General features: G+C 67.2%; 24 protein-coding genes. 11 read left to right on the forward strand and 13 right to left on the reverse strand.

Annotated elements, in window-relative coordinates; all coding sequences use genetic code 11:
- The first annotated feature begins 29 nt into the window (after positions 1-29).
- Positions 30-452, forward strand: coding sequence for a DUF2501 domain-containing protein (locus L1081_RS10935; protein WP_489416433.1), 423 nt, complete (start codon positions 30-32; stop codon positions 450-452).
- Positions 453-539: 87 nt separating this feature from the next.
- Positions 540-2279: a SulP family inorganic anion transporter gene (locus tag L1081_RS10940; protein WP_489416434.1), complete on the forward strand. Its 1740-nt coding sequence runs from the start codon at positions 540-542 to the stop codon at positions 2277-2279.
- Positions 2280-2314: 35 nt separating this feature from the next.
- On the opposite strand, the gene L1081_RS10945 is transcribed toward L1081_RS10940, so the two are convergent.
- Positions 2315-2884, reverse strand: a complete 570-nt coding sequence (locus L1081_RS10945; protein WP_489416435.1) for a DUF3299 domain-containing protein — start codon at positions 2882-2884, stop codon at positions 2315-2317.
- A 113-nt stretch (positions 2885-2997) separates the two neighbouring features.
- Between L1081_RS10945 and L1081_RS10950 the strand changes: the two genes are divergently transcribed.
- On the forward strand, positions 2998-3528 hold the full coding sequence (locus L1081_RS10950) for a hypothetical protein (RefSeq protein WP_489416436.1): 531 nt from the start codon (positions 2998-3000) through the stop codon (positions 3526-3528).
- Here L1081_RS10950 and arfB read toward each other — a convergent pair.
- Genes arfB through L1081_RS10965 form a run of 3 tightly spaced genes read right to left on the reverse strand, consistent with a single transcriptional unit; the run spans position 3497 to position 5845 of the window.
- A complete protein-coding gene (gene arfB / locus L1081_RS10955) occupies positions 3497-3904 on the reverse strand; it encodes an alternative ribosome rescue aminoacyl-tRNA hydrolase ArfB (RefSeq protein ID WP_489416437.1) in 408 nt (135 codons plus the stop codon). The two genes, L1081_RS10950 and arfB, sit on opposite strands and share 32 nt — an antisense overlap.
- A 16-nt stretch (positions 3905-3920) precedes the next feature.
- Complete coding sequence (locus tag L1081_RS10960) at positions 3921-5105, reverse strand: beta-ketothiolase BktB (protein WP_489416438.1); 1185 nt, start codon at positions 5103-5105, stop codon at positions 3921-3923.
- Between the two features lie 41 nt (positions 5106-5146).
- Positions 5147-5845, reverse strand: coding sequence for a TetR-type transcription factor C-terminal domain-containing protein (locus L1081_RS10965; protein WP_489416439.1), 699 nt, complete (start codon positions 5843-5845; stop codon positions 5147-5149).
- Between the two features lie 139 nt (positions 5846-5984).
- Here L1081_RS10965 and L1081_RS10970 point away from each other — a divergent pair, with 139 nt between their 5' ends.
- Genes L1081_RS10970 through L1081_RS10995 form a run of 6 tightly spaced genes read left to right on the forward strand, consistent with a single transcriptional unit; the run spans position 5985 to position 12610 of the window.
- Entirely contained in the window at positions 5985-6845 is an 861-nt protein-coding gene (locus tag L1081_RS10970; RefSeq protein ID WP_489416440.1) for an ATP-binding cassette domain-containing protein, read from the forward strand.
- Entirely contained in the window at positions 6845-7723 is an 879-nt protein-coding gene (locus tag L1081_RS10975; RefSeq protein ID WP_489416441.1) for an ABC transporter permease subunit, read from the forward strand. Before L1081_RS10970 ends, L1081_RS10975 begins: the two co-directional genes overlap by 1 nt.
- Entirely contained in the window at positions 7723-8760 is a 1038-nt protein-coding gene (locus L1081_RS10980) for an ABC transporter permease subunit (protein ID WP_489416442.1), read from the forward strand. The genes L1081_RS10975 and L1081_RS10980 overlap by 1 nt, the downstream gene beginning before the upstream one ends.
- A gap of 15 nt (positions 8761-8775) precedes the next feature.
- The gene (locus tag L1081_RS10985; protein WP_489416443.1) at positions 8776-9966 is read left to right on the forward strand and encodes an ABC transporter substrate-binding protein; all 1191 of its coding nucleotides are present in this window, start codon (positions 8776-8778) and stop codon (positions 9964-9966) included.
- Positions 9966-10793 (forward strand): ABC transporter ATP-binding protein, encoded by an 828-nt coding sequence (locus tag L1081_RS10990; RefSeq protein WP_145745896.1) that lies wholly within the window; start codon positions 9966-9968, stop codon positions 10791-10793. The genes L1081_RS10985 and L1081_RS10990 overlap by 1 nt, the downstream gene beginning before the upstream one ends.
- Complete coding sequence (locus tag L1081_RS10995; protein ID WP_489416444.1) at positions 10790-12610, forward strand: AMP-binding protein; 1821 nt, start codon at positions 10790-10792, stop codon at positions 12608-12610. The genes L1081_RS10990 and L1081_RS10995 overlap by 4 nt, the downstream gene beginning before the upstream one ends.
- Before the next feature lie 15 nt (positions 12611-12625).
- Here the strand turns inward: L1081_RS10995 and L1081_RS11000 are convergent, their stop codons facing one another.
- The gene (locus tag L1081_RS11000) at positions 12626-12964 is read right to left on the reverse strand and encodes a hypothetical protein (protein WP_489416445.1); all 339 of its coding nucleotides are present in this window, start codon (positions 12962-12964) and stop codon (positions 12626-12628) included.
- 9 nt (positions 12965-12973) lie between these two features.
- Positions 12974-15595, reverse strand: coding sequence for an ATP-dependent chaperone ClpB (clpB, locus tag L1081_RS11005; protein ID WP_489416446.1), 2622 nt, complete (start codon positions 15593-15595; stop codon positions 12974-12976).
- Between the two features lie 110 nt (positions 15596-15705).
- Here clpB and L1081_RS11010 point away from each other — a divergent pair, with 110 nt between their 5' ends.
- The gene (locus tag L1081_RS11010) at positions 15706-16698 is read left to right on the forward strand and encodes a tripartite tricarboxylate transporter substrate-binding protein (RefSeq protein WP_489416447.1); all 993 of its coding nucleotides are present in this window, start codon (positions 15706-15708) and stop codon (positions 16696-16698) included.
- Here the strand turns inward: L1081_RS11010 and L1081_RS11015 are convergent, their stop codons facing one another.
- On the reverse strand, positions 16699-17175 hold the full coding sequence (locus L1081_RS11015) for a molybdenum cofactor biosynthesis protein MoaE (RefSeq protein WP_489416448.1): 477 nt from the start codon (positions 17173-17175) through the stop codon (positions 16699-16701). It lies immediately after the preceding gene.
- 153 nt (positions 17176-17328) lie between these two features.
- Here L1081_RS11015 and dapA point away from each other — a divergent pair, with 153 nt between their 5' ends.
- Entirely contained in the window at positions 17329-18324 is a 996-nt protein-coding gene (gene dapA / locus L1081_RS11020) for a 4-hydroxy-tetrahydrodipicolinate synthase (protein WP_489416449.1), read from the forward strand.
- Here dapA and moaD read toward each other — a convergent pair.
- The 6 genes from moaD to L1081_RS11050 all read right to left on the reverse strand — a co-directional run bounded on the left by moaD (position 18311) and on the right by L1081_RS11050 (position 24536).
- Positions 18311-18562 (reverse strand): molybdopterin converting factor subunit 1, encoded by a 252-nt coding sequence (gene moaD / locus L1081_RS11025; RefSeq protein ID WP_124959293.1) that lies wholly within the window; start codon positions 18560-18562, stop codon positions 18311-18313. The two genes, dapA and moaD, sit on opposite strands and share 14 nt — an antisense overlap.
- A 12-nt stretch (positions 18563-18574) precedes the next feature.
- Positions 18575-19852, reverse strand: a complete 1278-nt coding sequence (locus L1081_RS11030; protein ID WP_489416450.1) for a molybdopterin-binding protein — start codon at positions 19850-19852, stop codon at positions 18575-18577.
- The gene (mobB, locus tag L1081_RS11035) at positions 19845-20390 is read right to left on the reverse strand and encodes a molybdopterin-guanine dinucleotide biosynthesis protein B (RefSeq protein WP_124959291.1); all 546 of its coding nucleotides are present in this window, start codon (positions 20388-20390) and stop codon (positions 19845-19847) included. The genes L1081_RS11030 and mobB overlap by 8 nt, the downstream gene beginning before the upstream one ends.
- 83 nt (positions 20391-20473) lie before the next feature.
- Positions 20474-21889, reverse strand: coding sequence for a threonine synthase (gene thrC / locus L1081_RS11040; RefSeq protein WP_489416451.1), 1416 nt, complete (start codon positions 21887-21889; stop codon positions 20474-20476).
- Between the two features lie 21 nt (positions 21890-21910).
- Positions 21911-23233 (reverse strand): homoserine dehydrogenase, encoded by a 1323-nt coding sequence (locus tag L1081_RS11045; RefSeq protein ID WP_012746968.1) that lies wholly within the window; start codon positions 23231-23233, stop codon positions 21911-21913.
- A 73-nt stretch (positions 23234-23306) separates the two neighbouring features.
- Positions 23307-24536 (reverse strand): pyridoxal phosphate-dependent aminotransferase, encoded by a 1230-nt coding sequence (locus L1081_RS11050; RefSeq protein WP_489416452.1) that lies wholly within the window; start codon positions 24534-24536, stop codon positions 23307-23309.
- Positions 24537-24616: the final 80 nt, after the last annotated feature.

Raw genomic sequence — 24616 nt, forward strand, 5'->3', positions numbered from 1 at the left:
TTCACCTCTACAGACGGGAGTTCGTCATCATGCGTTTTCGCACCGCACTGATTTCCATGGCGCTGGTTGCGGCCGGCGCCTCGGTCTCGGCCCAATCGGACCTGCTCGGCAAGCTCAAGGACCAGATGGGCTCCTCGGGCGGCAGTTCTGCCCTCGGCGAGAACCTCGGCTTCAAGATGCCCGCGATCGGCTCCAGCACCATGGGCAATGCGGCCGGCGTGCTGCAGTACTGCGTCAAGAACAACTATCTCGGCGGCGATGCGGCCTCGGTAAAGGACAAGCTGCTGGCCAAGATCACCGGACAGAAGCAGCAGGAAACCGGCTTCGCGAGCGGCGCCAAGGGGCTGCTCAAGGGCGGCGACGGCAAGACGCTGAACTTCAAGATGCTCTCGTCGAAGGTGAAGGAGAAGGCCTGCGACTACGTGCTCGAGAACGCGAGTTCGCTGGTCTAGTTGCTCTCCATGCGCGCGGCCCAAATGGCCGCGCAGGTTTCCCCCTGCGGTGGCGCAGGACAATCGCCAGCAAGCCACCCACCATCCATGAATCCGGCAGCCACCCCCTCCTCCTCTTCTTCCCTGCGCCAGCGCATCGCGCGCTGGGTTCCCTGCCTGGCCTGGCCCCGTCCTTCCGCGGCGCTGCTGCGCAACGAGGCAATTGCCGGCATCACGGTGGCGCTGATGGTCCTTCCTCAGGGCGTGGCCTACGCGGCGCTGGCGGGCATGCCGCTGGTCACCGGCGTGTATGCGGCGCTCTTTCCGGCGCTCATCGCGGTGATCTTCAGTTCGTCGCAGCGGCTGTCGGTCGGGCCCACGGCGCTCACCAGCCTGCTGGTGGGTGCATCGCTCGCGCCGCTGGCGGTGCCCGGCAGCGCCGAATGGGTGGAAATGGCGGTGTGGCTCACGCTGATGTCGGGCGCGATCCAGATCGTGCTGGGCATCGGGCGCTTCGGCTGGCTGCTGCGGCTGGTCAACTCGCCGGTGCTGATCGGCTTCACGCAGGGCGCGGCGGTGCTGATCGCCATTTCGCAGCTGCCGGCGCTGCTCGGCTTCACGGGGCGCACCCTTCCCCAGGTGCTGCAAGGCGGGCCGCCGCCCGACCTGGTCGCCATCGCCTTCGGACTCGGCAGCATCGCCGTGCTGTGGCTCGGCAAGCGGCTCGCGCCGCGCTTCCCGACCACCATGGCGCTGGTGGCGGGCGCCGCGGCCATCAGCTGGAGCATCAACTACGCATTGCGCGGCGGGGCCGTGGTGGGCAGCCTGCCTTCGGGCCTGCCTTCCTTCTACTGGCCGGGCCTGCTGCCGCTGAACACGTTCAGCGCGCTGGTGCTGCCCGCGCTGATGATCACGCTCGTGAGCTTTCTCGAGACCGCGTCGAGCGCCAAGGTAGACAACGCGCGCGCCGGCACGCTCTGGAACGAGAACCAGGACCTGATCGGCCAGGGCCTGGCCAAGCTGGCCTCGGGCTTCACTGGCGCCTTTCCGACCAGCTCGTCGTTCTCGCGCTCGGCCATCACGCTGTATGCGGGCGCCCAGACCGGCTGGGCCACGCTGTTCAGCGTGGTGGTGGTGGCCGGCGCGCTGCTGTGGCTGATGCCGCTGCTCTATCACGTGCCGCAGGCGGTGCTGGCGGCGGTGGTGGTCACGGCCATTCTGGGGCTGGTCAAGCCGGCGAGCTTCGTCGCGCTCTGGCGCGTGTCGCGCATCGAAGCGGGCATTTCGTTCGGCACCTTCGTGCTGACCATTGCCACGGCGCCGAGCATCTACTGGGGCGTGCTGGGCGGCCTGCTCGCGAGCCTGGCGCACTACATGTACCGCCACCTGCATCCGCGCATCGTCGAGGTGGGCCTGCATCCCGACGGCAGCCTGCGCGACCGCAACCTCTGGAAGCTGCCGCCGCTGGCACCGCAGCTTTATGCGCTGCGCATGGATGCCGAGCTCGACTTCGCTTCGGCCTCCACGCTCGAACGCGCGCTCACGACCGCGCTGGCCGAGCGCCCCGAACTCACCGACGTGTGCCTCTTTGCGCAGCCCATCAACCGCATCGACATCACGGGTGCCGAAGTGTTCGGCTCGATCCGCCGGATGATGGAAGCCAAGGGCGTGCGCCTGCACCTGAGCGGCCTGAAGCTGCCGGCCATGCAGGTGCTGGAGCGCGCCGGCCTGCTCGCACCGGGGCCGATGCTGTTCAGCTACCGTACCGACGGCGAGGCGCTGGCGGCGCTGACGCAGGGGACCGACGTGCCGGCAGTGCCCCTGCCGAAAAGCGACGACGGCAGCTGAACGAAGGCCCGGGCGGCCACGCCATCAAGACCACCTCAGCGCGCCGCGACGAAAGGCTCCACCGAGGCCGACTTGATCTCGTAGCCACTCACGCCCATGTCCACGGAGGAATAGCGCGCTGCCTTCAGCAGGCCGCTCACGCGCACCGTGTCCATCGCGTGCAGGCCCTTCACGGTGTCGGCCGCAACCACGTGCACGATCTGATTGGCCGGCGGCGGCGGCGTGTGGATGCAGGCACCGAAGTACGGCACCAGCAGGAACTCGCGGATGCCGGCCTGCGTGTTGTCCAGCGGGACGACGAAGCCCGACAGCCGCGCGGCCGTGCCATCGAGCGCCACGTTGACCGGCGCGTTGTCCCAGACGGCGCGCATCTCGTCGAGCATCTGGATCGCGCGCGGATCGTTGTCGCGCAGCGACTCCAGGCTCAGGTTGCGGTAGCGCTTGGTCGGGTCCCAGTTCTTGGGAACGAGCTCTTCCCACTTGAGCTCCTGCACGGCACCCGCCGCAGCCGAGGCGCTGTCGGCGGCCGGCTCGCAGCCTGCCAAGGCAACGGCGCCCAGCGCCAGCAGGAAGGCCGGCAAAGCGTGTCGGATGGAGGCTCTCATGGCGCCTATTGTGCTTGCGGCCCGCGTCCGCCAGCTTAGCGGAGGCTTAACGGTGAAGACAAATTGCCCGTGCCCGGCCAGAATCGCGCCACCACGACTCCGAGGAGATCCGCATGGCTGAAACAGGATGGCTGGGACTCACGTCCCTTGGCATTGTCCACACCGCGATCAGCCTGATTGCCGTGATCGCGGGGCTGGTCGCCCTGTTCCGCTACAGGGAAATCACGCTGCGCACCGGCTGGGGCCGGATCTTCGTGTGGACCACCGTGCTGACGTGCCTGACCGGCTTCGGCATCTTCCAGCACGGCGGCTTCGGCAAGCCGCATGCGCTGGGCATCCTGACGCTCGCGGCACTGGCCGTGGGTGCAGCCGCCGGCCGCGGCGCCCTCTTCGGCCAGGCCTCGCGCTACGTCGAAGCCGCGGCCTTCTCGGCCAGCTTCCTGTTCCACTGGATTCCGGCCTTCACCGAAACCCTGACCCGCCTGCCGCTGGGCGCGCCCCTGCTGCCCAATGCCGATGCGCCCGAACTCAAGGCGATCACCGCGGTGCTCGGCGTGCTGTACCTGGTCGGCGTGACACTGCAGATCAAGCGGCTGCGCGGCGGCAAGCCGGTCAGTCCCGCACCGGTCCGCGCAGGTTCTTGATCTGCGATCGCTGGCTCTTGCCTTCGAGCCGGCGCTGCTTCGAACCGTAGGTCGGCTTGGTGGCGCGCCGCACGCGCGGCGGCGTGGCCACGCTGTCGACCACCTCCTGCAGGCGGGCGAGCGCGTCGGCGCGGTTCATCTCCTGCGTGCGATGCTGCTGCGCCTTCAGCACGAAGACGCCCTCCTGCGTGATGCGGCTGTCGCGCAGCGCGAGCATCCGCTCCTTCACGTCGGCAGGCAGCGAGCTCGCGTGGATGTCGTAGCGCAGGTGCACCGCGCTCGACACCTTGTTGACGTTCTGGCCGCCCGCGCCCTGCGCGCGGATGGCGCTGAACTCGACTTCGTCGGGGTCGACCTGAATGGGGGCGCGGGGCATGCCCGCAAGTGTGCCTTCAAACGCGTTCGAACACCGCCGCAATGCCCTGTCCGCCGCCAATGCACATGGTGACCAGCGCATAGCGCCCACCGGTACGGTGCAGCTCTGCGATCGCCTTCGTCGTGATGATCGCGCCGGTCGCGCCCACCGGGTGGCCCAGCGAAATGCCAGAGCCGTTCGGGTTCACCTTGGCCGGATCGAAGCCCAGCTCCTTGATCACCGCGCAGGCCTGCGCCGCGAAGGCTTCGTTCGATTCGACCACGTCGAAGTCGGCGACCTTCAGGCCCGTGCGCTCCAGCACCTTGCGCGTGGCCGGCACCGGGCCGATGCCCATGTATGCGGGCTCCACGCCGGCATGCGCATAGCCCACCAGGCGTGCCAGCGGCTTCAGGCCCCGCGCCTTGACGCTCTCGCCGCTGGCCAGCACCACGGCGGCCGCGCCGTCGTTGATGCCCGAGGCATTGCCGGCAGTCACGAGGCCGTCCTTCTTGAAGGCGGGCTTCATCTTCGAGAGCGTCTCCACGGTGGTGTCGGCGCGCACATGCTCGTCGGTGTCGAACAGCACGACGCCCTTGCGCGTCTTCACCTCGACCGGAACGATCTGCTCCTTGAAGCGGCCCGCCGCAATGGCGGCCGCCGCGCGCTGCTGGCTGGCCACGGCCAGTTCGTCCATCTGCTCGCGCGTGATGCCGTAGCGCGCCGCCACGTTCTCGGCCGTGATGCCCATGTGGATCTTCTCCCACGGGTCGTGCAGGATGCCCAGCATGTAGTCGACCAGCACCGCGTCGCCCATGCGCGCGCCGTAGCGCGCCGAGGTGTCGAAGTACGGGCTGCGGCTCATCGATTCCGAACCGCCGCCGATGGCGATGTCGCAGTCGCCCAGCGCAATGGCCTGCGCGGCCGACACGATCGCCTGCAGGCCGGAGCCGCAGAGGCGGTTGACGTTGAAGGCCGGCGTCTCGATCGGGCAGCCCGCATCGATGGCGGCCACGCGGCTCAGGTACGCGTCCTTCACGTCGGTGGGAATCACATTGCCCATCACCACGTGGCCGATGGCATCGGCCGCCACGCCGCTGCGTTCGATGGCCGCCTTGACGGCGGTGGTGGCCAGTTGGGTGTTGGGCACGTCCTTCAGCGCGCCGCCGAAGGTGCCGATGGCGGTGCGGGCGGTGCCGACCACGAAGATGTCGCGCGTTGTCATGGTGTCGCTCTCCTGGATTGAAAATTGGATTCGGTGGCCGCTCACCTGGCCTTCGTCGCCGCGGGCTTGCGGCGCGGCGCGGCCGGGCGGTTCAGTACGCCATTCAACAGCAGTTCGATGCCCTGGTCGGCAATCTGGTCGGGCGTCAGGTCGCCATCGGGTCGGTACCAGCGGCCGATCCAGCTCAGCGCGCCGGCAAGCATGAAGGCGGCCATCTTGGGATCGCAGGGCGCGATCGAGCCTTCGGCCACGCCATCCTCGATGAGCCGGCGGAACTGCCCGTCGATGCCGGCCTTGAGGCGCCGCAGCTCCTTCCTGAGCGGAGCGGGCAGCGGGTCTTCGCCGATGCGGATCACGCACATGCCGAAGTCCTGCGTGACCACGCCCGAATAGATGCGCATGCAGGCCTTGAGCTGGTCGATGGCGCTGCCGCCCGCGGCGCGCACCTCGCCGATGCCGGCCTGCATCAGGTCGAGCGCGGTCTTCACGCACTCCAGCAGGATCTGGTCCTTGCTCTCGACGTAGTAATAGAGCGTGGGCTTGCTGACGTTGAGCCGCTCGGCAATGTCGTCGAGCGACGTTGCATGGAAGCCGCGCTCGTTGAAAAGCTGCGCCGCCGTCTGGAGCACGGCGTTGCGCTTGACCTCGCGCTGCTGCGCGCGCTTGCCGGCGGGTGCCCAGGGAGAAGGCGCTGCGGGGGACGCAGAGGGAGAGGATGCGATGGGGGCGGGACGGGCCATGGGGTTTGTGCGGGCGGGGAAAGTCCTGATGCCGCGGCCTGCGGCAAACCTTGACATTACCCGTCAGTAGGAATTTTACGGGCCAGTAGCTTTTCTGGTCCTGGACACAAACCCTGACGCCAGCACCTCCCTCTTAGCCATGCCTGATGAGCCCATACGGGACGACCTTTCCGCGCCAGCCGCATCCGTGCTGCGGGTGGATGCGCTGACGCTCGCGTTCGGCGGCGTCAAGGCGCTGACCAACGTGGGTTTCGGCGTGGCGCCCGGCTCGATCACCGCGGTGATCGGCCCCAACGGCGCGGGCAAGACATCGCTGTTCAACACGATCTCCGGCTTCTACAAGCCCGCGCAGGGCCGCGTGCTGTTCGAGGGCGAGGACATCACGCACCTGCCCGCGCCGAAGCGCGCCGCGCTAGGCCTGGCGCGCAGCTTCCAGAACATCGCGCTGTTCCGCGGCATGACGGTGCTCGACAACATCAAGCTCGGCCGCCACACGCACCTGAAGGCCAATGTGTTCGACGCGCTGTTCTACCTGGGCCGTGCGCGCCGCGAAGAAGCCGAGCTGCGGCGCGACGTGGAGGAACGCATCATCGATTTCCTCGAGATCGACCACATCCGCCACGCCTCGGTCGCAGCCCTGCCCTACGGCCTGCAGAAGCGCGTGGAGATGGCGCGCGCGCTGGCCATGCAGCCCAAGGTGCTGATGCTCGACGAACCCGTGGCCGGCATGAACCGCGAGGAGACCGAGGACATGGCGCGCTTCATTCTCGACGTGCGGCGCGAATGGGGCATCACGGTGCTGATGGTGGAGCACGACATGGGCATGGTGATGGACCTGTCGGACCACGTCGTGGTGCTCAACTTCGGCCAGGTAATCGCGCAAGGCACGCCGGCGCAGGTGCAGGCCGACCCCGAGGTGATTCGCGCCTACCTGGGCGCGGGCGACGTCGGCGAACTGCGGCGGCGGCTGCGCGGCGAATCCGCGGTGGGAGCGGCCTGATGGATTGGGCCTACCTGTTCGAGATCGCACTCACCGGCATTGCCGGCGGCGGGCTCTATGCATTGGCCGCGCTGGCCTTCGTGCTGGTCTACAAGGCCACGCACGTGGTCAACATCGCCATCGGCGAGATGCTGATGGTCGGCGCGTACCTGTTCTTCACCTTTGCTGCGAGCTTCTCGCTGCCGATCTGGCTCGCCGTGCTCGGCTCGGTGATCGGCACCGGCTTGCTGGGCGCGGTGATCGAGCGCACGATGATCCGGCCATTGCTGGGCGAGCCGCCGATCTCGGTGTTCATGGTGACGGTGGGCCTTGCGTCGATCCTCGTCGGGCTGGTCGAGATCATCTGGACCGCAGACCAGCGCCGGCTGCCCGAATTCCTGCCCAACGCGCCGGTGATGATCGGCGACGCGTTCCTTGCACCGAAGATCGCCTACGGCGCGCTGATTGCCGTGGTGCTGATCGGCATGGTGCTGTTGCTGTTCCGCTTCTGGCGCGGCGGCGTGGCGCTGCGGGCCACTGCTTCCGACCAGGCGGCGGCCTACTCGATGGGCATCAACGTGCCGCGCGTGTTCTCGCTCGCATGGGTGGCCTCGGCCATGATCGCGGCGGTGGCCGGCATCATCGTCGGCGCCATCGGCGGCATCTCGTCGTCGATGGGCGTGTTCGGGCTTTCGGTGCTGGTGGTGGTGATCGTCGGCGGGCTCGACAGCGTGCTGGGGGCGTTGGTCGGCGGTGTCTTCATCGGGCTGGTGGAGGCACTGGCGGGGTCTTATCTCGGTGGCGAGTACAAGCTGCTTGCGACCTTCATCGTGCTGGTGCTCGTGCTGATGGTGCGGCCGTACGGTCTTTTCGGCACGCACGAGATCGAGAGGCTCTGATGCGCATCGGCACCCTCAAGCAAAGCTACACAGCCGACGCGGCGCTGTTCGACTCGCGCACCCAGAAGGTATGGCTCGCGATCGGCGCCGCACTGCTGGTGCTGTTCCCGTTCATGGCCAGCGACTACTGGCTCTACCTGGCCTGCCTGGTCGCCATCAACGTGGCGAGTGCGACGGGCCTCAACATTCTTACCGGCTACACGGGTCTGGTGAGCCTCGGGCAAGCAGCCTTCATGGGCCTGGGCGCATACACCGTCGCGATCATGCAGACGCGGCTCGGCACGCCCTTCCTTGTCAATATCGCCGCGGGCGGCATCGTCGCCATGCTCGGCGGGCTGATCGTCGGCATTCCCTCGCTGCGCGTGAAGGGGCTGTACCTCGCCATTGCCACCATCGCGGCGTCGTTCATCGCGCACTTCCTGTTCGCCAACCTCAAGCTCACGGGCGGCACCTCGGGCCTCTCGCTGCCGCCTGCGCAGTTCTTCGGGCTGCCGCTCGACACCTCGTTCCGCCTCTACTGGGTGATCGTGCCCGTCATGCTGCTCATGGTGCTCGGTGCGGCCAACCTGTTTCGCACGCGCGTGGGCCGCGCCTTCATCGCGATCCGCGACCGCGACATTTCGGCCGAGGTGCTGGGCATTCCGCTGCTGCGCTACAAGCTGCTCTCGTTCGGGCTCTCGTCGTTCTACGCGGGCGTCGCGGGCGGCCTCTGGGCCTACTTCTTCCGCGTGGTCACGCCCGAGAGCTTTCCGCTGCTGATGTCGATCTTCTTCCTCGCAGCCATCATCGTCGGCGGCATGGGCACGATCCTGGGCGGCATCTTCGGCGCGGTGTTCATGACCATGGTGCCCGAGCTGCTCAAGCTCATCGTCGACCTGCTGCCCGGCGGCGTCGAGATGACCGTATTCCTGTCGCCCGTGCGCACCGTCGTGTTCGGGTTGCTGATCGTCGGATTTCTGGTGTTCGAGCCGCACGGGCTCGCAGAAGTGTGGCGGCGCATCCGCCGCTTCTTCCATCTATGGCCGTTTCGTAACTAGACCCAGGAGACAAGCATGCCCGACAAGACACCGAAGCTTTCCCAACACCGCCGTGCGCTGCTGATCGCGGCCGGCCTTGCAATCACCGCCGCCGCGCCGTTCGCGAACGCGCAAGGCAACGAGGACATTGTCATCGGCGGCTCCATTCCGATGACCGGCGTGTTCGCCTTTGCAGGCGTCGGCATCAACGCCGGTATTGCCGACTACGTAAAGATCGTCAACGACGCGGGCGGCATCAAGGGGCGCAAGCTGCGCTACGTGCCTGAAGACACGGGCTACAAGGTCGACGTGTCGGTGGCGGCCTTCAAGAAGATCACGAGCCAGAACAAGGTCAACCTCTACTACGGCGACTCGACCGGCTTCTCCAAGACCATCAACCCCGAGCTCGAACGCAACGGCCAGATCCTCATGGCAGGCGCTTCCTTTGCCACCGAACTCAACGATTCGGCCAAGTACCCGAACCAGTTCCTGGTCGGCCCCGACTACACCGAGCAGATCGGCATCCTGCTGCGCCACATCGCCAAGGAAAAGCCGGGTGCCAAGGTGGCCTTCGTGTATTCCGATTCCGAATTCGGCCGCGATCCGATCGAAGCCAGCGAAGCCGCCGCCAAGAAGCTGGGCCTCACCGTGCCGGTCAAGCTCATGACGCCGCCGGGCAGCGTGGACGTGTCGACCGAAGTCATCAAGCTGCGCCGCGCCGCACCCGACTACACCATCTTCCACGGCTACATCCTCGCGCCCATTCCGGAGTTCGTGCAGCAGGGCAAGCAGATGGGCATGAGCAGCAAGTGGATGGGCACCTTCTGGACCATGGACAGCTCCACCGTCATGAAGATGGGCGAAGGCGCCGACGGCTTCATGGGCGTGATGCCCTACCGCTACTACTACGACACCTCGGCCAAGGCGCCGATGCTCGACAGGATCCGCGCGCTGCGCCCCGAGTACCAGAGCACGGCCTACACGCAGGGCTTTCTCACGGCGATGCTGTTCACCGAAGCGGCCAGGCGCACGCTGGATGCGGGCAAGCCGCTGGACGGCAAGAACCTGAAGGCCTCGCTCAACACCATCAAGGACTTCGACACCGGCGGGCTCATCGGCATGCCGATCACGGTCAAGGGCAACTCGATTCCCGTGGGCCGCGTCTACAAGGCCGACATGAAGGCGCAGAAGATGGTGCCGGCATCGGACTGGATCTCGCTGAACTGATGGACGCGCGCGCGGCACCCGACCTCGTGCTGGAGGTCAACAACCTCGAGGTGGTCTACAACAAGGTCGTGCAGGTGCTGCGCGGCCTGTCGCTGGCCGTGCCGCGCGGGCAGATCGTGGCGCTGCTGGGCAGCAACGGTGCGGGCAAGTCGACCACGCTGAAGGCGGTGTCGGGTCTGCTCGCGCTGGAAGACGGCGAGGTCGAGGCGGGCCGCATCGTGTTCGATGGCGCGCCGACCGCGCAACTGGCGCCGCAGCAGCTCGTACGGCGCGGCCTCAGCCACGTGATGGAAGGCCGGCGCGTGTTCGAGGATCTGACGGTCGAGGAGAACCTGATCGCCGCAACCTATGCGCTAACCGGGCGCGACGGCCCCGCGCCGCCGCGCAATTTCGACGACGTCTACGCGTACTTCCCGCGCCTGCACGAACGCCGCAAAGGCCTCGCGGGCTATCTCTCGGGCGGCGAGCAGCAGATGCTGGCCATCGGCCGCGCGCTGGTGGCGCAGCCCAAGCTGATCCTGCTCGACGAACCCTCGCTGGGCCTCTCGCCCAGGCTGGTGGAAGACATCTTCACGATCATTGCGCGCATCAACGCCGAGCGCGGCACCTCGATGCTGCTGGTGGAGCAGAACGCGAGCGTGGCACTGGCCATTGCCCACACGGGCTACATCATGGAAAGCGGCAAGGTGGTGATCGACGGCAGCGCCGAGCGGCTCGCGGCCGACCCCGACGTGCGCGAGTTCTACCTGGGCGTAGGCGGCAGCGGCGAGTCGCGCAGCTTCCGCGCGCTCAAGCACTACAAGCGCCGCAAGCGCTGGCTGTCATGACCGACGCGCTTCTTCCCTCCCTCACGCTGCCGCAGATGCTGCGCGAGCAGGCGCGCATGCAGCCGCAACGCATCGCGATACGGCAGAAGGACTTCGGCATCTGGCATCCGCTGGACTGGGCCGGCTACCTGCGCCGCGCATCCCGCTTCGGCCTTGGCCTGCATGCGATGGGCCTGGCGCCCGGCGGGCACCTTGGCGTGATCTCCGAGAACCGCGTCGAGTGGCTGCTCGCGCAGATGGGCGCCGGACTGATCGGCGCCGTGACCGTCGGCGTCTACCCGACCAGCCCGAGCAACGAGGTGGCCTATGTGGTCGGCCATGCGGACATCGAGGTGATCGTCTGCGAGGACCAGGAGCAGACCGACAAGGTGCTCGACGCCATCGGCCAGCTGCCGCGCCTGCGCAAGATCGTCGTGATCGAGACCAAGGGCCTCGCGAGCTATCCGCCCGAAGTGCGCGCGCTCATCGCGACCTTTGCCGAGGTGGAACAGGCCGGCGCCGAGGTGTACGCACGCGAGGGCGACGCGCCGATCGACGCCGCGCTGGCAGGCCAGACGCTCGCCGACATCGGCCTGATGATCTACACCTCGGGCTCCACCGGCAAGCCCAAGGGCGCGATGATCTCGTACCGCAACATCCGCGGCGTGGTGCCCGGGATCGTCGAGCGGCTGGCGCTCGACGGCGACACCACGCATCTCTCGTACCTGCCGCTGTGCCACGTGGCCGAGCAGATGCTCACGGCCTTCGTGCCGGTCTACCTGGGCTCGCAGGTGAACTTCGGCGAATCGATCCGCACCGTGCAGGAAGACCTGCGCGAAGTGGCGCCCACCATGTTCCTCGGCGTGCCGCGCATCTGGGAGAAGCTGCATGCGGGCATCAGCATCAAGATGCAGGAATCGGGCCGGCTGCAGCGCGCGCTGTTCCGCCGCGCGCTCGCGGCCTGCGCGCCGCTGGCCGAGAAGCCGCGCAGCGATTGGACCTTGGCCGAGCGCGCCCGTTTCGCTCTGCACTACTGGACGGTGCTGCGCGCACTGCAGAACTTCATCGGCCTGCGGCGCGCGCGCATCGCGCTGACCGGCGCGGCGCCGATTCCGGCCGACGTGGTGCGCTTCTTCCGCACGCTGGGCGTGCCGCTGGTGGAGGTGTACGGCCTCACCGAATCGACCGGCATGATCGCCGGCCACCGCAGCGATGCCGTGCGGATCGGCACCGTCGGCCCGCCGACGCTCGGCACCGAGCACCGCATCGGCGAAGCGGGCGAACTGCTGGTGCGCGGCGAGATGGTGTTCGAGGGCTACTACAAGAACCCCGAGGCCACCGCGTCGTCGATCCGCGACGGCTGGCTGTACACCGGCGACGTGGTGCGCGAGGAAGACGGCCAGTTGCGCATCGTCGACCGCCTGAAGGACATCATGATCACGGCCGGCGGCAAGAACCTCACGCCCTCGGAAATCGAGAACACCATGAAGGGCAGCCCCTTCATCAAGGAATGCATCGTGGTGGCGGACGGGCGCAAGTTCGTCGGCGCGCTGCTGCAGATCGACTACGAAACGGTGGGCAAGTGGGCCGAGGCCGAGCGCATTCCGTTCACGCACTTCCGCTCGCTGGTGGAAGAGCCGCGGGTGCGCGCGCTGATCGAAACGGAAATTTCACGCGGCAACGACAGGCTCGCACAGGTGTCGCAGATCCGGCGTTTTCACCTGCTCACAAAAGAGTTGGACCACGACGACGGCGAAGTCACCGCAACCATGAAGGTGCGGCGCTCCAGCATCTACGAGGCCTACGCCGAAGAGATCGAGGCGCTGTACCGCGCCTGACCCTCGCTGGCGGGCTTATTCGCCGCGCGCGGGCCGGGCCCGCACGTCGGTCACGTCGCCTGCGGGACGCAGCGACAGCGGGCTGCGCACCGATTCGCCGCGCGCACGCGCATTGGCCACATCGGCGGCGGTCGGTTCGGCTGGCTGTGCCGCATTGCGAAAACGCTCGAAGCCCGAACGCGGGTTGAAGCGCCCGCCCATCGAAGCCATCCAGGGCGTCACGGGCTTGCCCGTGACCCGTCCCCAGGCGTAGCGCACACCCCACACGGCCGCCAGCAACATGACGGCAACCGCCAGGCTGGCCGCGAAGATCAGCCCCAGGAGCAGAAGAATGACGCGAAAAATGAAGTTCATCATCCGACTTTAGGCCGCAACGGCCTCCGATGGTTCCCCGGCCTTGGTGAACGAGAACTGGCCGGGGGTCCGGATCGGGTCGGTGTTCACTTCAATGGTGTCCTTCGGCCCGAAGCTGCCGTCGAGCAGCAGCTTCGAGAGCGGATTCTCGATGCGCTGCTGGATCGCACGCTTCAGCGGCCGCGCGCCGAACACCGGGTCGAAGCCGACCTTGGCAATCTCGGCCAGCGCCGCAGGCGACACCTCCAGGCCCAGGTCCATCTTCGCAAGCCGCGCCTGCAGCACCTTGAGCTGGATCGCGGCGATCGACTCGATGTTCTTCGCGTCGAGCGCATGGAACACCACGGTCTCGTCGATGCGGTTCAGGAACTCGGGGCGGAAGTAGTTCTTCAGCTCGTCCCACACCGCTTCCTTGATCTCTTCGGAAGGCTTGCCCACCATGGCCTGGATGATCGGCGAGCCGATGTTGCTGGTCATCACGATCACGGTGTTCTTGAAGTCCACGGTACGGCCCTGGCCGTCCGTCAGGCGGCCGTCGTCGAGCACCTGCAGCAGCACGTTGAACACGTCCGGGTGCGCCTTCTCGACCTCGTCGAGCAGCACCACGCTGTAGGGCTTGCGGCGCACGGCCTCCGTCAGGTAGCCGCCCTCCTCGTAGCCCACGTAGCCCGGCGGCGCCCCGATCAGGCGGGCGACCGAGTGCTTCTCCATGAACTCGCTCATGTCGATGCGGATCAGATGGTCTTCGCTGTCGAACAGGAAGCCCGCGAGCGCCTTGCACAGCTCGGTCTTGCCCACGCCCGTGGGGCCCAGGAACAGGAACGAGCCGGTCGGGCGGTTCGGGTCGGAGAGGCCCGAGCGCGAGCGGCGGATCGCGTTGGCCACCGCGCCGATGGCCTCGTCCTGCCCCACCACGCGCTCGTGCAGCTTGTCTTCCATCACGAGCAGCTTGTCGCGCTCGCCCTGCATCAGCTTGGCGACCGGAATGCCGGTGGCGCGCGCCACGACCTCGGCGATTTCTTCGGAGCCCACCTGCGTGCGCAGCAGCGTGGGTGCGCTGGACTTACCCTTGCTCGCCTCGCTTTCCTCGGCCTCGCGCAGGCGCTTCTCCAGCGCCGGCAGTTGGCCGTATTGCAGCTCGGCGAGCTTGTTGAAGTCGCCCTTGCGCTTCCATTCCTCGATCTCGAACTTGATCTTGTCGATGTCCTCGCGGATCTTCGCGCTGCCTTGCGCCTGTGCCTTCTCGGCCTGCCAGATCTCGTCGTAGTCGGCAATCTCCTTCTGCAGGCGCCCGATCTCGTCCTCGATCAGTCCGAAGCGCTTCTGCGAGGCTTCGTCCTTTTCGCGGCGCACGGCCTCGCGCTCGATCTGCAGCTGGATCAGGCGGCGGTCGAGCCGGTCCATGACCTCGGGCTTGGAGTCCATCTCGATCTTGATCTTGGCCGCGGCCTCGTCGATCAGGTCGATGGCCTTGTCGGGCAGGAAGCGGTCGGTGATGTAGCGGTCGGAGAGCTCGGCCGCGGCCACGATGGCCGGGTCGGTGATCTGCACGCCATGGTGCACTTCGTACTTTTCCTGCAGGCCGCGCAGGATGGCGATGGTGGCCTCGACGCTGGGTTCGCCCACGATGATCTTCTGGAAACGGCGCTCCAGCGCGGCGTCCTTCTCGACGTACTTGCGGTATTCGTCGAGCGTGGTGGCGCCCACGCAGTGCAGTTCGCCGCGTGCGAGCGCGGGCTTGAGCATGTTGCCCGCATCCATCGCGCCCTCGGCCTTGCCGGCGCCCACCATGGTGTGCAGTTCGTCGATGAAGACGATGGTCTGGCCTTCGTCCTTGGCCAGTTCATTCAGCACGGTCTTCAGGCGCTCCTCGAACTCGCCGCGGAACTTGGCGCCCGCGAGCAGCGCGGCCATGTCGAGCGACAACACCCTTTTGCCCTTGAGCGAGTCGGGCACTTCGCCCGCAACGATGCGCTGGGCCAGGCCTTCGACGATGGCGGTCTTGCCGACGCCGGGTTCGCCGATGAGCACGGGGTTGTTCTTGGTGCGGCGCTGCAGCACCTGGATGGCGCGGCGGATTTCCTCGTCGCGCCCGATCACCGGGTCGAGCTTGCCCAGGCGGGCACGCTCGGTAAGGTCGATGCAGTATTTCTTGAGGGCTTCGCGCTGGCCTTCGGCGTCGGCACTGTTCACGCCCTGACCGCCGCGCACGGCGTCGATGGCAGCTTCGAGCGACTTGCGGCCGAGACCGTTTTCCTTGGCGATCCTGCCGATGTCCGACTTGCTGTCGGCCACGGCCAGCAGGAAGAGCTCGCCCGCAATGAACTGGTCGTTGCGCTTGATGGCTTCCTTCTCGGTGGCCTGCAGCAGCTTGCCGAGTTCAGGGCCGACCTGCACGATGTCGTGGCCCTGCACCTGCGGCAGCTTCTTGATGGCCGCCTCGGCAGCGTTCGCGAGCCCCTGCACGTTGACGCCGGCGCGCTCCAGCAGGGCGCGCGGGCCGTCCTCCTGGCGCAGCATCGCGACCAGCAAGTGGGCCGGTTCGATGTAGGCGTTGTCGTTGCCGAGCGCGAGCGTCTGGGCGTCGCTCAGCGCTTCTTGAAACTTGGTGGTGAGTTTGTCTTGTCGCATGGTGGTATTCCTGCACTCAAAATAGGACTGTTCGGGCGCGATTCAAGGTGTCCGGCACTTCGGGCACGGCTATTGCACTGTGCCTCGTCATCTTTCGAATGGAGTCGATCATGGTTTTTTCAATGCAGCGCGCCCATCCGGTTCGCCGGGCGCTCGGCGTCGGGCTCTTTCTAGCGGCCATGGGCCTGACAGGACTTGCGCAGGCGCAAGGCACGCCCATCCGCCTGCTGGTCGGTTTTCCGGCCGGTGCCGGCACGGACGCCATTGCACGCACACTCGGCGAAAAACTCAAGGACGTGCTGGGCGTGCCGGTGGTGGTGGAAAACCGCGCCGGCGCCGGCGGGCAGATCGCAGCGCAAGCGCTCAAGGCGGCCCCGGCCGACGGCCATACGCTGTTCCTCTCCCATGACCATTCGATCTCCATCCTGCCGCAGGTGGTGAAGAACCCGGGCTTCAACCCCGCGACCGACTTCGTGCCGGTGGCCGGTTTCGCCACCTTTGCCAACGTGCTGGCCGTCTCGGGCGGCACGCCGGCCAAGAGCATCGACGAATATGTGAAGTGGGTTCGCACCCAGCGCGGCGGCAAGGAAACCATCGGCATTCCGGCGCCGGCCTCTATTCCTGAGTTCCTGGTGAAGATGATCTCGGAAAAATACAAGATCGACGTGCAGCCCGCGCCCTACCGCGGCAGCGCGCCGATGACGGCGGACATGCTGGGCAACCAGATCACGGCCGGCATCGCCTCGGTGCCCGACTTCATCGAGAACCACAAGGCCGGCAAGGTGCGCATCGTCGCTTCCATCGGCGCCAAGCGCCAGGCCGTGCTGCCGAACGTGCCCACCTTCACCGAGCTGGGCTTCTCGAACCTGGAAGACCTGCCCTACTACGGCATCTTCGCGCCCGTGGGCACGCCGCAGTCGATCATCGACAAGTACGGCGAGGCGCTGCAGAAGGTGCTGGCCATGCCCGACGTGAAGCAGAAGCTGACCACCATGGGGCTGACGGTCGGCTACGAGCCGCAGGGCCAGTTCGCAGGCCGCGTGCGCAGCTACACGCAGACCTGGGAACGGATCATCCAGTCGAGCGGCTTCAAGCCTCTCTGACTAGGCATTGGGGGCGGTGATGCCCCAGCGCGCCAATGCGGCATCGTCGCTGACGCGCGCATCCACCCAGCGGGCGCCTTCGGGCGTCTGTTCCTTTTTCCAGAACGGGGCCTGGGTCTTCAGGTAGTCCATCAGGAATTCGCAGGCCTCGAAGCTCTGGCCGCGGTGGGCCGAGACCACCGCGACCATCATGATCTGGTCGAGCGGCTGCAAGAGGCCCACGCGGTGGATCACGCGCGCACCCAGGATGTCGAAGCGCTTGTGCGCCTCGTCGATCATGGCCTCGATGGCCTTTTCGGTCATGCCGGGGTAGTGCTCGAGCTCCATCGAGGCGATCGCGCTGCCGTCGTTGCGATCCCTCACGGTGCCGACGAAGCTGCAGACCGCACCCACGCGTTTGTCGCCGGCGCGCAACGCGGCGACCTCCTGCCCCAGGTCGAAATCGGCTGTCTGGATCGAAACGCGTGTGCCACTCATGCCGGGATTGTGGCATCGCGCTAGACTTCGGCAATGCCCCGCCTCGCCATGCTTTCTTCAGTGCCTTCGCACACCGAAGGCACCCGTGCGCGCCAGGGCAGCAAAGCCAAAAAACCAAAGCTCGTCTGACCGGAGCTGCGGTTCCGTCGTCGGATGAGCGACGGAGCCTGCCAAGGCCTTGGCCCCGAATGGGTTGCGCGCGCATCGAACGACGGTTCCTTTCCATCGGTCGATTCCCTTGAGGAAACCCGCGTGCCGCCATCGCCCATCCCCTCCTCCAGCCCTGACTTCTCGGGCCTCTGGATTCCCCTTGTCACGCCGTTCCAGCACGGCGCCGTCGACCACGCCGCGCTGTCGGCGCTGACCCGCCGGCTTGCCGGCGACGGCGTGGCCGGCTTCGTGGTCTGCGGCTCGACCGGCGAGGCCGCCGCGCTTGATGAAACCGAACAGTTCGCCGCGCTCGACACGGTGCAGGCCGCTGCGGCCGGGCTGCCGATCGTCATGGGCCTCTCGGGCTATCACCTGGGCAAGACGACGGCCTGGGTGCGCCGCCTCGCCGAACGGCCACTGGCGGGGCTGCTGGTGCCTGCACCGCACTACATCCGGCCCTCGCAGGCCGGTTTGCTCGAATGGTTCCGCGCCATTGCCGACGCCAGCGCCGCGCCGGTGCTGGTCTACGACATTCCCTACCGCACTGGCGCAACCCTCGCGCGCGAAACGCTGCTGGCGCTGGCCGAGCACCCGCGCATCCGCGGCATCAAGGACTGCGGCGGCGACATGGCCAAGACGCGCGCCGTGATTGCCGACGGCCGGCTGCAGGTGCTGTCGGGCGAAGACCACCAGATCTTCGGCACAGTGGCCGAAGGCGGCGTGGGCGCCATCGCGGCGAGCGGGCATGTGCAGACGAAGCGCTTCGTGCAGGTGCTGCGCCTGCTGGCCGAGAACCGGCTCGAAGAGGCGCGCGCCGAGTGGCAGCCGCTGCAGCCGTTGATCGAGATGCTGTTTGCCGAACCGAACCCCGGTCCGCTCAAGGCGCTGCTGGCGCACGGCGGATCGATGCGCGACGAGTTGCGCTTGCCGATGACCCGCGCGTCGGATGCCTTGCGCGAGCGCCTGGTGGCGCTGGACGCCCGGCTCAGCCGCCCGTAACCGGGGGGAAGAAGGCGACCTCGCAGCCTTCGCGCAGCGCGGCCGCCTCGTCGCTCATGGCCTGGTCGAGCGCCATGCGCACGGCTTTGCCGCGCGCGAGCGCCGTGGCATACGCCCCGCCGCGTGCGATGAGTTCGTCGCGCAGCGCGGCCAGCGTGGCGGCACCGGTGTCGACGGTTTCGCCGCTGGTGTCGAGCGCCTCGCGCACGGAGGCGAAGTAACGGATCTGGACCTTCATGGACAGCTTCGGTCAGGCCAGCAGCGAGGCCAGGGGGATGAAATTCACCGTACCGCCGGCCTGGATGGTCTGGCCGGGCGGGTTGTCGACGACGCCGTCGCCCCAGACCATCGAGGTCAGCACACCCGAGCTCTGGTTGGCGAACAGGTCGAGCCCGCCCGCGGCGTTGCGCCGGGCGCGCAGGAACTCGCGGCGGCGGTCGGCGCGCGGCCAGTCGAAGTCGGCGCGCATCTGCACGGGCTCGGGCGCCACGCGCGTGGCGCCCTGCAGCGTCAGCAGGAACGGGCGCACGAGCAGCAGGAAGGTCAGGAAGCTGGACACTGGGTTGCCGGGCAGCCCCGTGACGTGGCAGCGCCCTTGCGCCTCGCCACCGGCCCTGGCGATCGACCCGTAGGCGAAGGGCTTGCCGGGCTTCATCGAGAGCGACCACAGCTGCAGCTCGCCGAGCGCCTGCACCGCGGCCTTGATGTGGTCTTCCTCGCCCACCGACACGCCGCCGGTGGTGATGATCAGGTCGCTGGTCTCGGCAGCACCGCGCAGCGCCTCGATGGTGGCCTCGCGCCTGTCGGGCACGATGCCCAGGTCGGCCACCTCGCAGCCGAGCCGGTGCAGCAAGGCGCGCATGAAGAAGCGGTTGGAGTTGTAGATCGCGCCGGGCTTCATGGCCTCGGGCGCGACTTCGCCGGGCATCACCAGTTCATCGCCGGTGGACAGCAGCGCAACGCGCGGCCGCCGCGCCACCTGGAGCCGGTCGAACCCCACGCTGGCGGCGAGCCCGAGCGCGGCGGGCGTCAGGCGCTCGCCCTGGCGCAGCACCACGTCGCCGGCGGCCACGTCTTCTCCAGCGCGGCGAATCCATTGGCCGGCCGCGGGAACGATATCGATGCGCACCACGCCGAGGGTGCCCTCCTGCGGCACGGGCTGGGTGTCTTCCTGCATCACGATGGCGTCGGCGCCTTCGGGGATCTGGGCGCCGGTGAAGATGCGCGCCGCGGTGCCGGCCGCCAGCGGCGTACCCACAGTGCCCGCGGGGATGCGCTGCGCGACCTGCAGCACGGCGCCCGGCGCGGCGCAGTCGGCCACGCGCACCGCATAGCCGTCCATCGAGCTGTTGTCGCGCGGCGGCACGGTGAGCGCGGAGACGATGTCCTGTGCGAGCACGCGGCCGTCCGCATCGAAGGTGGCGACGCTTTCTGCGGGCAGCTTCGGCAGCGCCTTGGCGAGCAGGCTCGCAAGGGCATCGTCGAGCGCCATCAGCGGCGGGCGCGAGGGAGTGGCGGAATCAGCCATGGTGTTCGGGGTTGTATTCGAAGCGGCTTGCGCTGTCGATCAACCACTGCGCGATGCCCTCGATGTCGTCGAGGTCGAACAGCGGCAGGCTGGTGGGCACCGGCAGGCTCGCGGGCGCATCGGTGGCAATGGCGGTCACGAAGGCGTCCTCGATGTACTGCGAGGGCCGGGGCGGCTTGCCGTCCTCGGGGGCGCGCCAGACCTCGATCTTGAGCAGGTCGCTGTGCTTGAAGCCCTCGACCAGCACCCAGTCGACGCCGTCATGGAGCTCGGCGATGAGGTCGTGCACCGACAGCTGCGCGGGCTGCTCGAATTCGCGGATCAGCGCAAGCCGCTTGTCCGACGCCACGACCACCTCGAAAGCCCCCGCCTCGCGATGGCGGTAGGTGTCCTTGCCGGGATGGTCGATGTCGAACTTGTGGTGCGCATGCTTGACCACCGACACGCGCTGGCCATGGAGCTTGAGCACGGGAATCAGGCGCTCGACCAGCGTGGTCTTGCCCGAACCCGAATACCCGGAAAAGCCGATCACCTTCATGTCGAGTTCCTGTGGCGGCCGTCTATGCGGCCGCCGAATGCATGTGCGGGGCAGCCGCTGCAGGGCGCGGCATGCGGCAAGGATCAATCACAGTTCTGCGCGATGTAGGCTTTCACGGCCTCGGCATCGGCCGGCAGCTTGACGACCCGCTTGGGCAGCGCCTCGATGCCTTCGAATCTGGCCGGGCGCGCGGGCTCGTGGCCCAGCGCTTCCACCAGCGTGGCGGCAAACTTGATCGGCAGTGCGGTTTCGAGCACCACCATCGGCACGCCGGGCGCGAGGTGCTCGCGCGCGGCCTTGAGGCCGTCGGCCGTGTGCGGATCGACCAGCGTGGCAAAGCGCTTGTCGGTGTCGCGGATGGTGGCCAGGCGGTCGGCATGCGTGCTGCGGCTGCTCTTGAAGCCGAAGCGTTCCGCGGCCTGCCCGAAGGCGGGATCGGCGCTCAGGTCGAAACGGCCGTGGCGGCCCAGATCGTCCACGAACAGCGAGCGCAGCTTGCCGGCATCGCGCCCCACCAGGTCGAACACGAAGCGCTCGAAATTGCTGGCCTTGCTGATGTCCATCGAGGGGCTCGAGGTCTCGTGCGTGTCGGCTGCCGCGCGAACACGGTAGATGCCGGTGCGGAAAAATTCGTCGAGCACGTCGTTCTCGTTGGTGGCGACCACCAGCGTCTGGATCGGCAGGCCCATCATGCGCGCCACGTGGCCCGCGCAGACGTTGCCGAAGTTGCCCGAAGGCACAGTAAAGCTCACGGGCTTGTCGTTGCTGGCCGTGGCCTGGAAGTAGCCTGCGAAGTAGTAGACGACCTGCGCGAGCAGCCTTGCCCAGTTGATCGAGTTGACCGTGCCGATGCGGTACTTGCGCTTGAAGCCCAGGTCGTTCGACACGGCCTTGACGATGTCCTGGCAGTCGTCGAACACGCCGCTGATGGCGATGTTGTGGATGTTCTCGTCCTGCAGGCTGAACATCTGCGCCTGCTGGAAGGGGCTCATGCGGCCGTCGGGCGAGGTCATGAAGACGCGCACGCCCTTCTTGCCGCGCATGGCGTACTCGGCTGCGCTGCCGGTGTCGCCGCTGGTGGCGCCCAGGATGTTGAGCTCGGCGCCGCGGCGGGCCAGTTCGTACTCGAACAGGTTGCCCAGCAGCTGCATCGCCATGTCCTTGAAGGCCAGCGTGGGGCCGTTGGACAGGGCCTCGAGGTACACGCCGTCTTCCAGCTCGCGCAGCGGCACGATCTCATCTGAGCCGAACACCTCGGCCGTATAGGTCCTAGCGCAGATGGCCTTCAGCTCGGCCGGCGGAATGTCGTCGATGTAGAGCGAGAGGATCTCGAACGCCAGTTCCGCATACGGCAGGCCGCGCCATTTGGCGAGCATGGCGGTGTCGATCTGCGGATAGTGCTCGGGCAGGTACAGCCCGCCGTCGGGCGCGAGGCCCTCGAGCAGGATTTCGCAGAAACGCTTGCGGTCGGGGTGGCCGCGGGTGCTCAGGTAGTTCACGTTATGTCTCTTGCGCCGTCCTCAGGACAGCTCTTCCTTGCGGATGCGCACGATCGGCTGCAGCACGGTGGGCAGGGCCTGCAGTTCGGCGAGCACGTCGTTCACGGTGCCTTCGCGGGCATCGTGCGTGAGGATGATCAGGTCGGTCTGGGTGGAGCCTTCCCCGCCCACTTCGTCGGCTTCGCGCTGCAGCACCGCGTCGATGCTGATGCCCGCGGTGGCCAGCAGGCCCGTGACCTTGGCAAGCACGCCGGCCTGGTCGGCCACGCGCAGGCGCAGGTAGTAGCTGGTGACCACCTCGGCCATCGGCAGCACCTTGAGATCGCTCATGGCGTCAGGATGGAAGGCCAGGTGCGGCACGCGGTGCGCGGCATCGGCCGTGTGCAGGCGGGTGATGTCGACGAGGTCGGCGATCACCGCGCTGGCGGTCGGCTCGCTGCCCGCGCCCTTGCCGTAGTACAGCGTGGTGCCGACGGCATCGCCATGCACCACCACCGCGTTCATCGCGCCTTCCACGTTCGCAAGCAGCCGCTTCGACGGCACGAGCGAGGGGTGCACGCGCAGCTCGATGCCCTGCGCGGTGCGCTTGGTGATGCCGAGCAGCTTGATGCGGTAGCCAAGCTGTTCGGCGTACTTGATGTCCTGCGCCGCCAGCTTGGTGATGCCTTCGATGTGCGCCTTGTCGAACTGCACCGGAATGCCGAAGGCAATGGCGCTCATCAGCGTGACCTTGTGGCCGGCGTCCACGCCCTCGATGTCGAAGGTGGGGTCGGCCTCGGCATAACCCAGGCGCTGGGCCTCCTTGAGCACGGTGGCGAAGTCGAGCCCCTTGTCGCGCATCTCGGAGAGGATGAAGTTGGTGGTGCCGTTGATGATGCCGGCCAGCCACTGGATGCTGTTGGCCGTGAGGCCCTCGCGCAGCGCCTTGATGATCGGGATGCCGCCGGCCACGGCCGCTTCGAAAGCCACCATCACGCCCTTGGCATGCGCGGCCGCAAAGATCTCGGTGCCATGCACCGCAAGCAATGCCTTGTTGGCCGTGACCACGTGCTTGCCGGCCGCAATCGCCTCGAGCACCAGCTGCCTCGCAATGCCGTAGCCGCCGATGAGTTCGATGACGATGTCGATGTCCGGGTTGGCGATGACTTCGCGCGCATCGGCAACCACCTTCACGCCTTCGCCGGCCACTTCGCGCGCACGCGCCGCGTCGAGGTCGGCCACCATCGTGATCTCGATGCCCCGGCCTGCGCGGCGCTTGATTTCTTCCTGATTGCGCAGCAGCACCTTGAAGGTGCCACTGCCGACCGTGCCTGCGCCGAGCAGGCCTACTTGGATGGGTTTCATTGGAGATTCGCGTGGATGGTTCGTAAAGGGGGAAAGAAAGGGACCGCCGGCCGCGCGGCGAGCGGCCGCGCGATCAATCCGTCTTGCTGCGCAGCCGGTACAGCTCCAGGAACCTGGCAATGCGGTTGATCGCTTCGCGCAGGTCGTCCTCGTGGGGCAGGAACACGATGCGGAAGTGGTCCGGCGTGGCCCAGTTGAAGCCCGTGCCCTGCACCAGCATCACCTTGGTTTCCCTCAGCAGCTCGAGGAAGAACTGGCGGTCGTCGGTGATCGGGTAGACCTCGGGATCGAGCTTGGGGAACATGTAGAGCGCGGCGCTCGGCTTGACGCAGCTCACGCCCGGAATGGCCGTGATGAGCTCGTAGGCCAGGTCGCGCTGGCGCCGCAGGCGGCCGCCGTCGCCGACCAGGTCGTTGATGCTCTGGTAGCCGCCAAGCGCGGTCTGGATGGCCCATTGCCCGGGCACGTTGGCGCACAGGCGCATGTTCGAGAGCATGTTCAAGCCCTCGATGTAGTCCTGCGCCCGCGCCTTGTCGCCCGAAACCACCATCCAGCCCGCACGGTAGCCGCACGAGCGGTAGCTCTTGGACAGCGAATTGAAGGTCAGCGTGAGCACGTCGGTCGACAGGCTCGCGATCGCGGTGTGCCGGACACCGTCGTACAGCACCTTGTCGTATACCTCGTCGGCGAAGATCACCAGGTGGTGCTCGCGCGCAATGGCGACGATGCTCTTGAGCAGTTCGTCGGAATAGAGCGCACCGGTCGGATTGTTGGGGTTGATGACCACGATGCCCTTGGTGCGGGGCGTGATCTTGGCGCGGATGTCGTCCAGGTCGGGCATCCAGCCGTTGGCTTCGTCGCAGAGGTAGTGCACCGGCTTGCCGCCGGACAGGCTCGAGGCAGCCGTCCACAAGGGGTAATCGGGGGCCGGGAGCAGCATTTCGTCGCCGTCGTTCAGCAGCGCGTTGGTGGCCATGGCAATCAGCTCGCTCGCGCCGTTGCCCAGGTAGATGTCCTCGAGCGTGACGCCTGCGACACCCTGCTTCTGGGTTTCGTGCATCACCGCCTTGCGGGCCGCGAAGATGCCCTTGCTGTCCGAATAGCCCGCCGACCCCGGCAGGTTGCGGATCATGTCCTGCTGGACTTCTTCCGGCGCATCGAAGCCGAACACGGCCAGGTTGCCGATGTTGAGCCTGATGATCTTCTGGCCCTCTTCCTCCATCTGCTTCGCGGCGTCCATGATGGGGCCGCGGATGTCGTAGAGCACGTTGGCCAGCTTGGCCGATTTCTTGAACTGCTTCAAAGGGCCCTCCCGGGCGCGGGTTACTACTCGAGATCGAAAGGCCCTGGAAGGCCTCGTGTCACTGGGAAAACCTATAATTT

This window comes from Variovorax sp. MSC1_012 (assembly GCF_023667525.1).
Taxonomy (GTDB): domain Bacteria; phylum Pseudomonadota; class Gammaproteobacteria; order Burkholderiales; family Burkholderiaceae_C; genus Variovorax; species Variovorax beijingensis_B.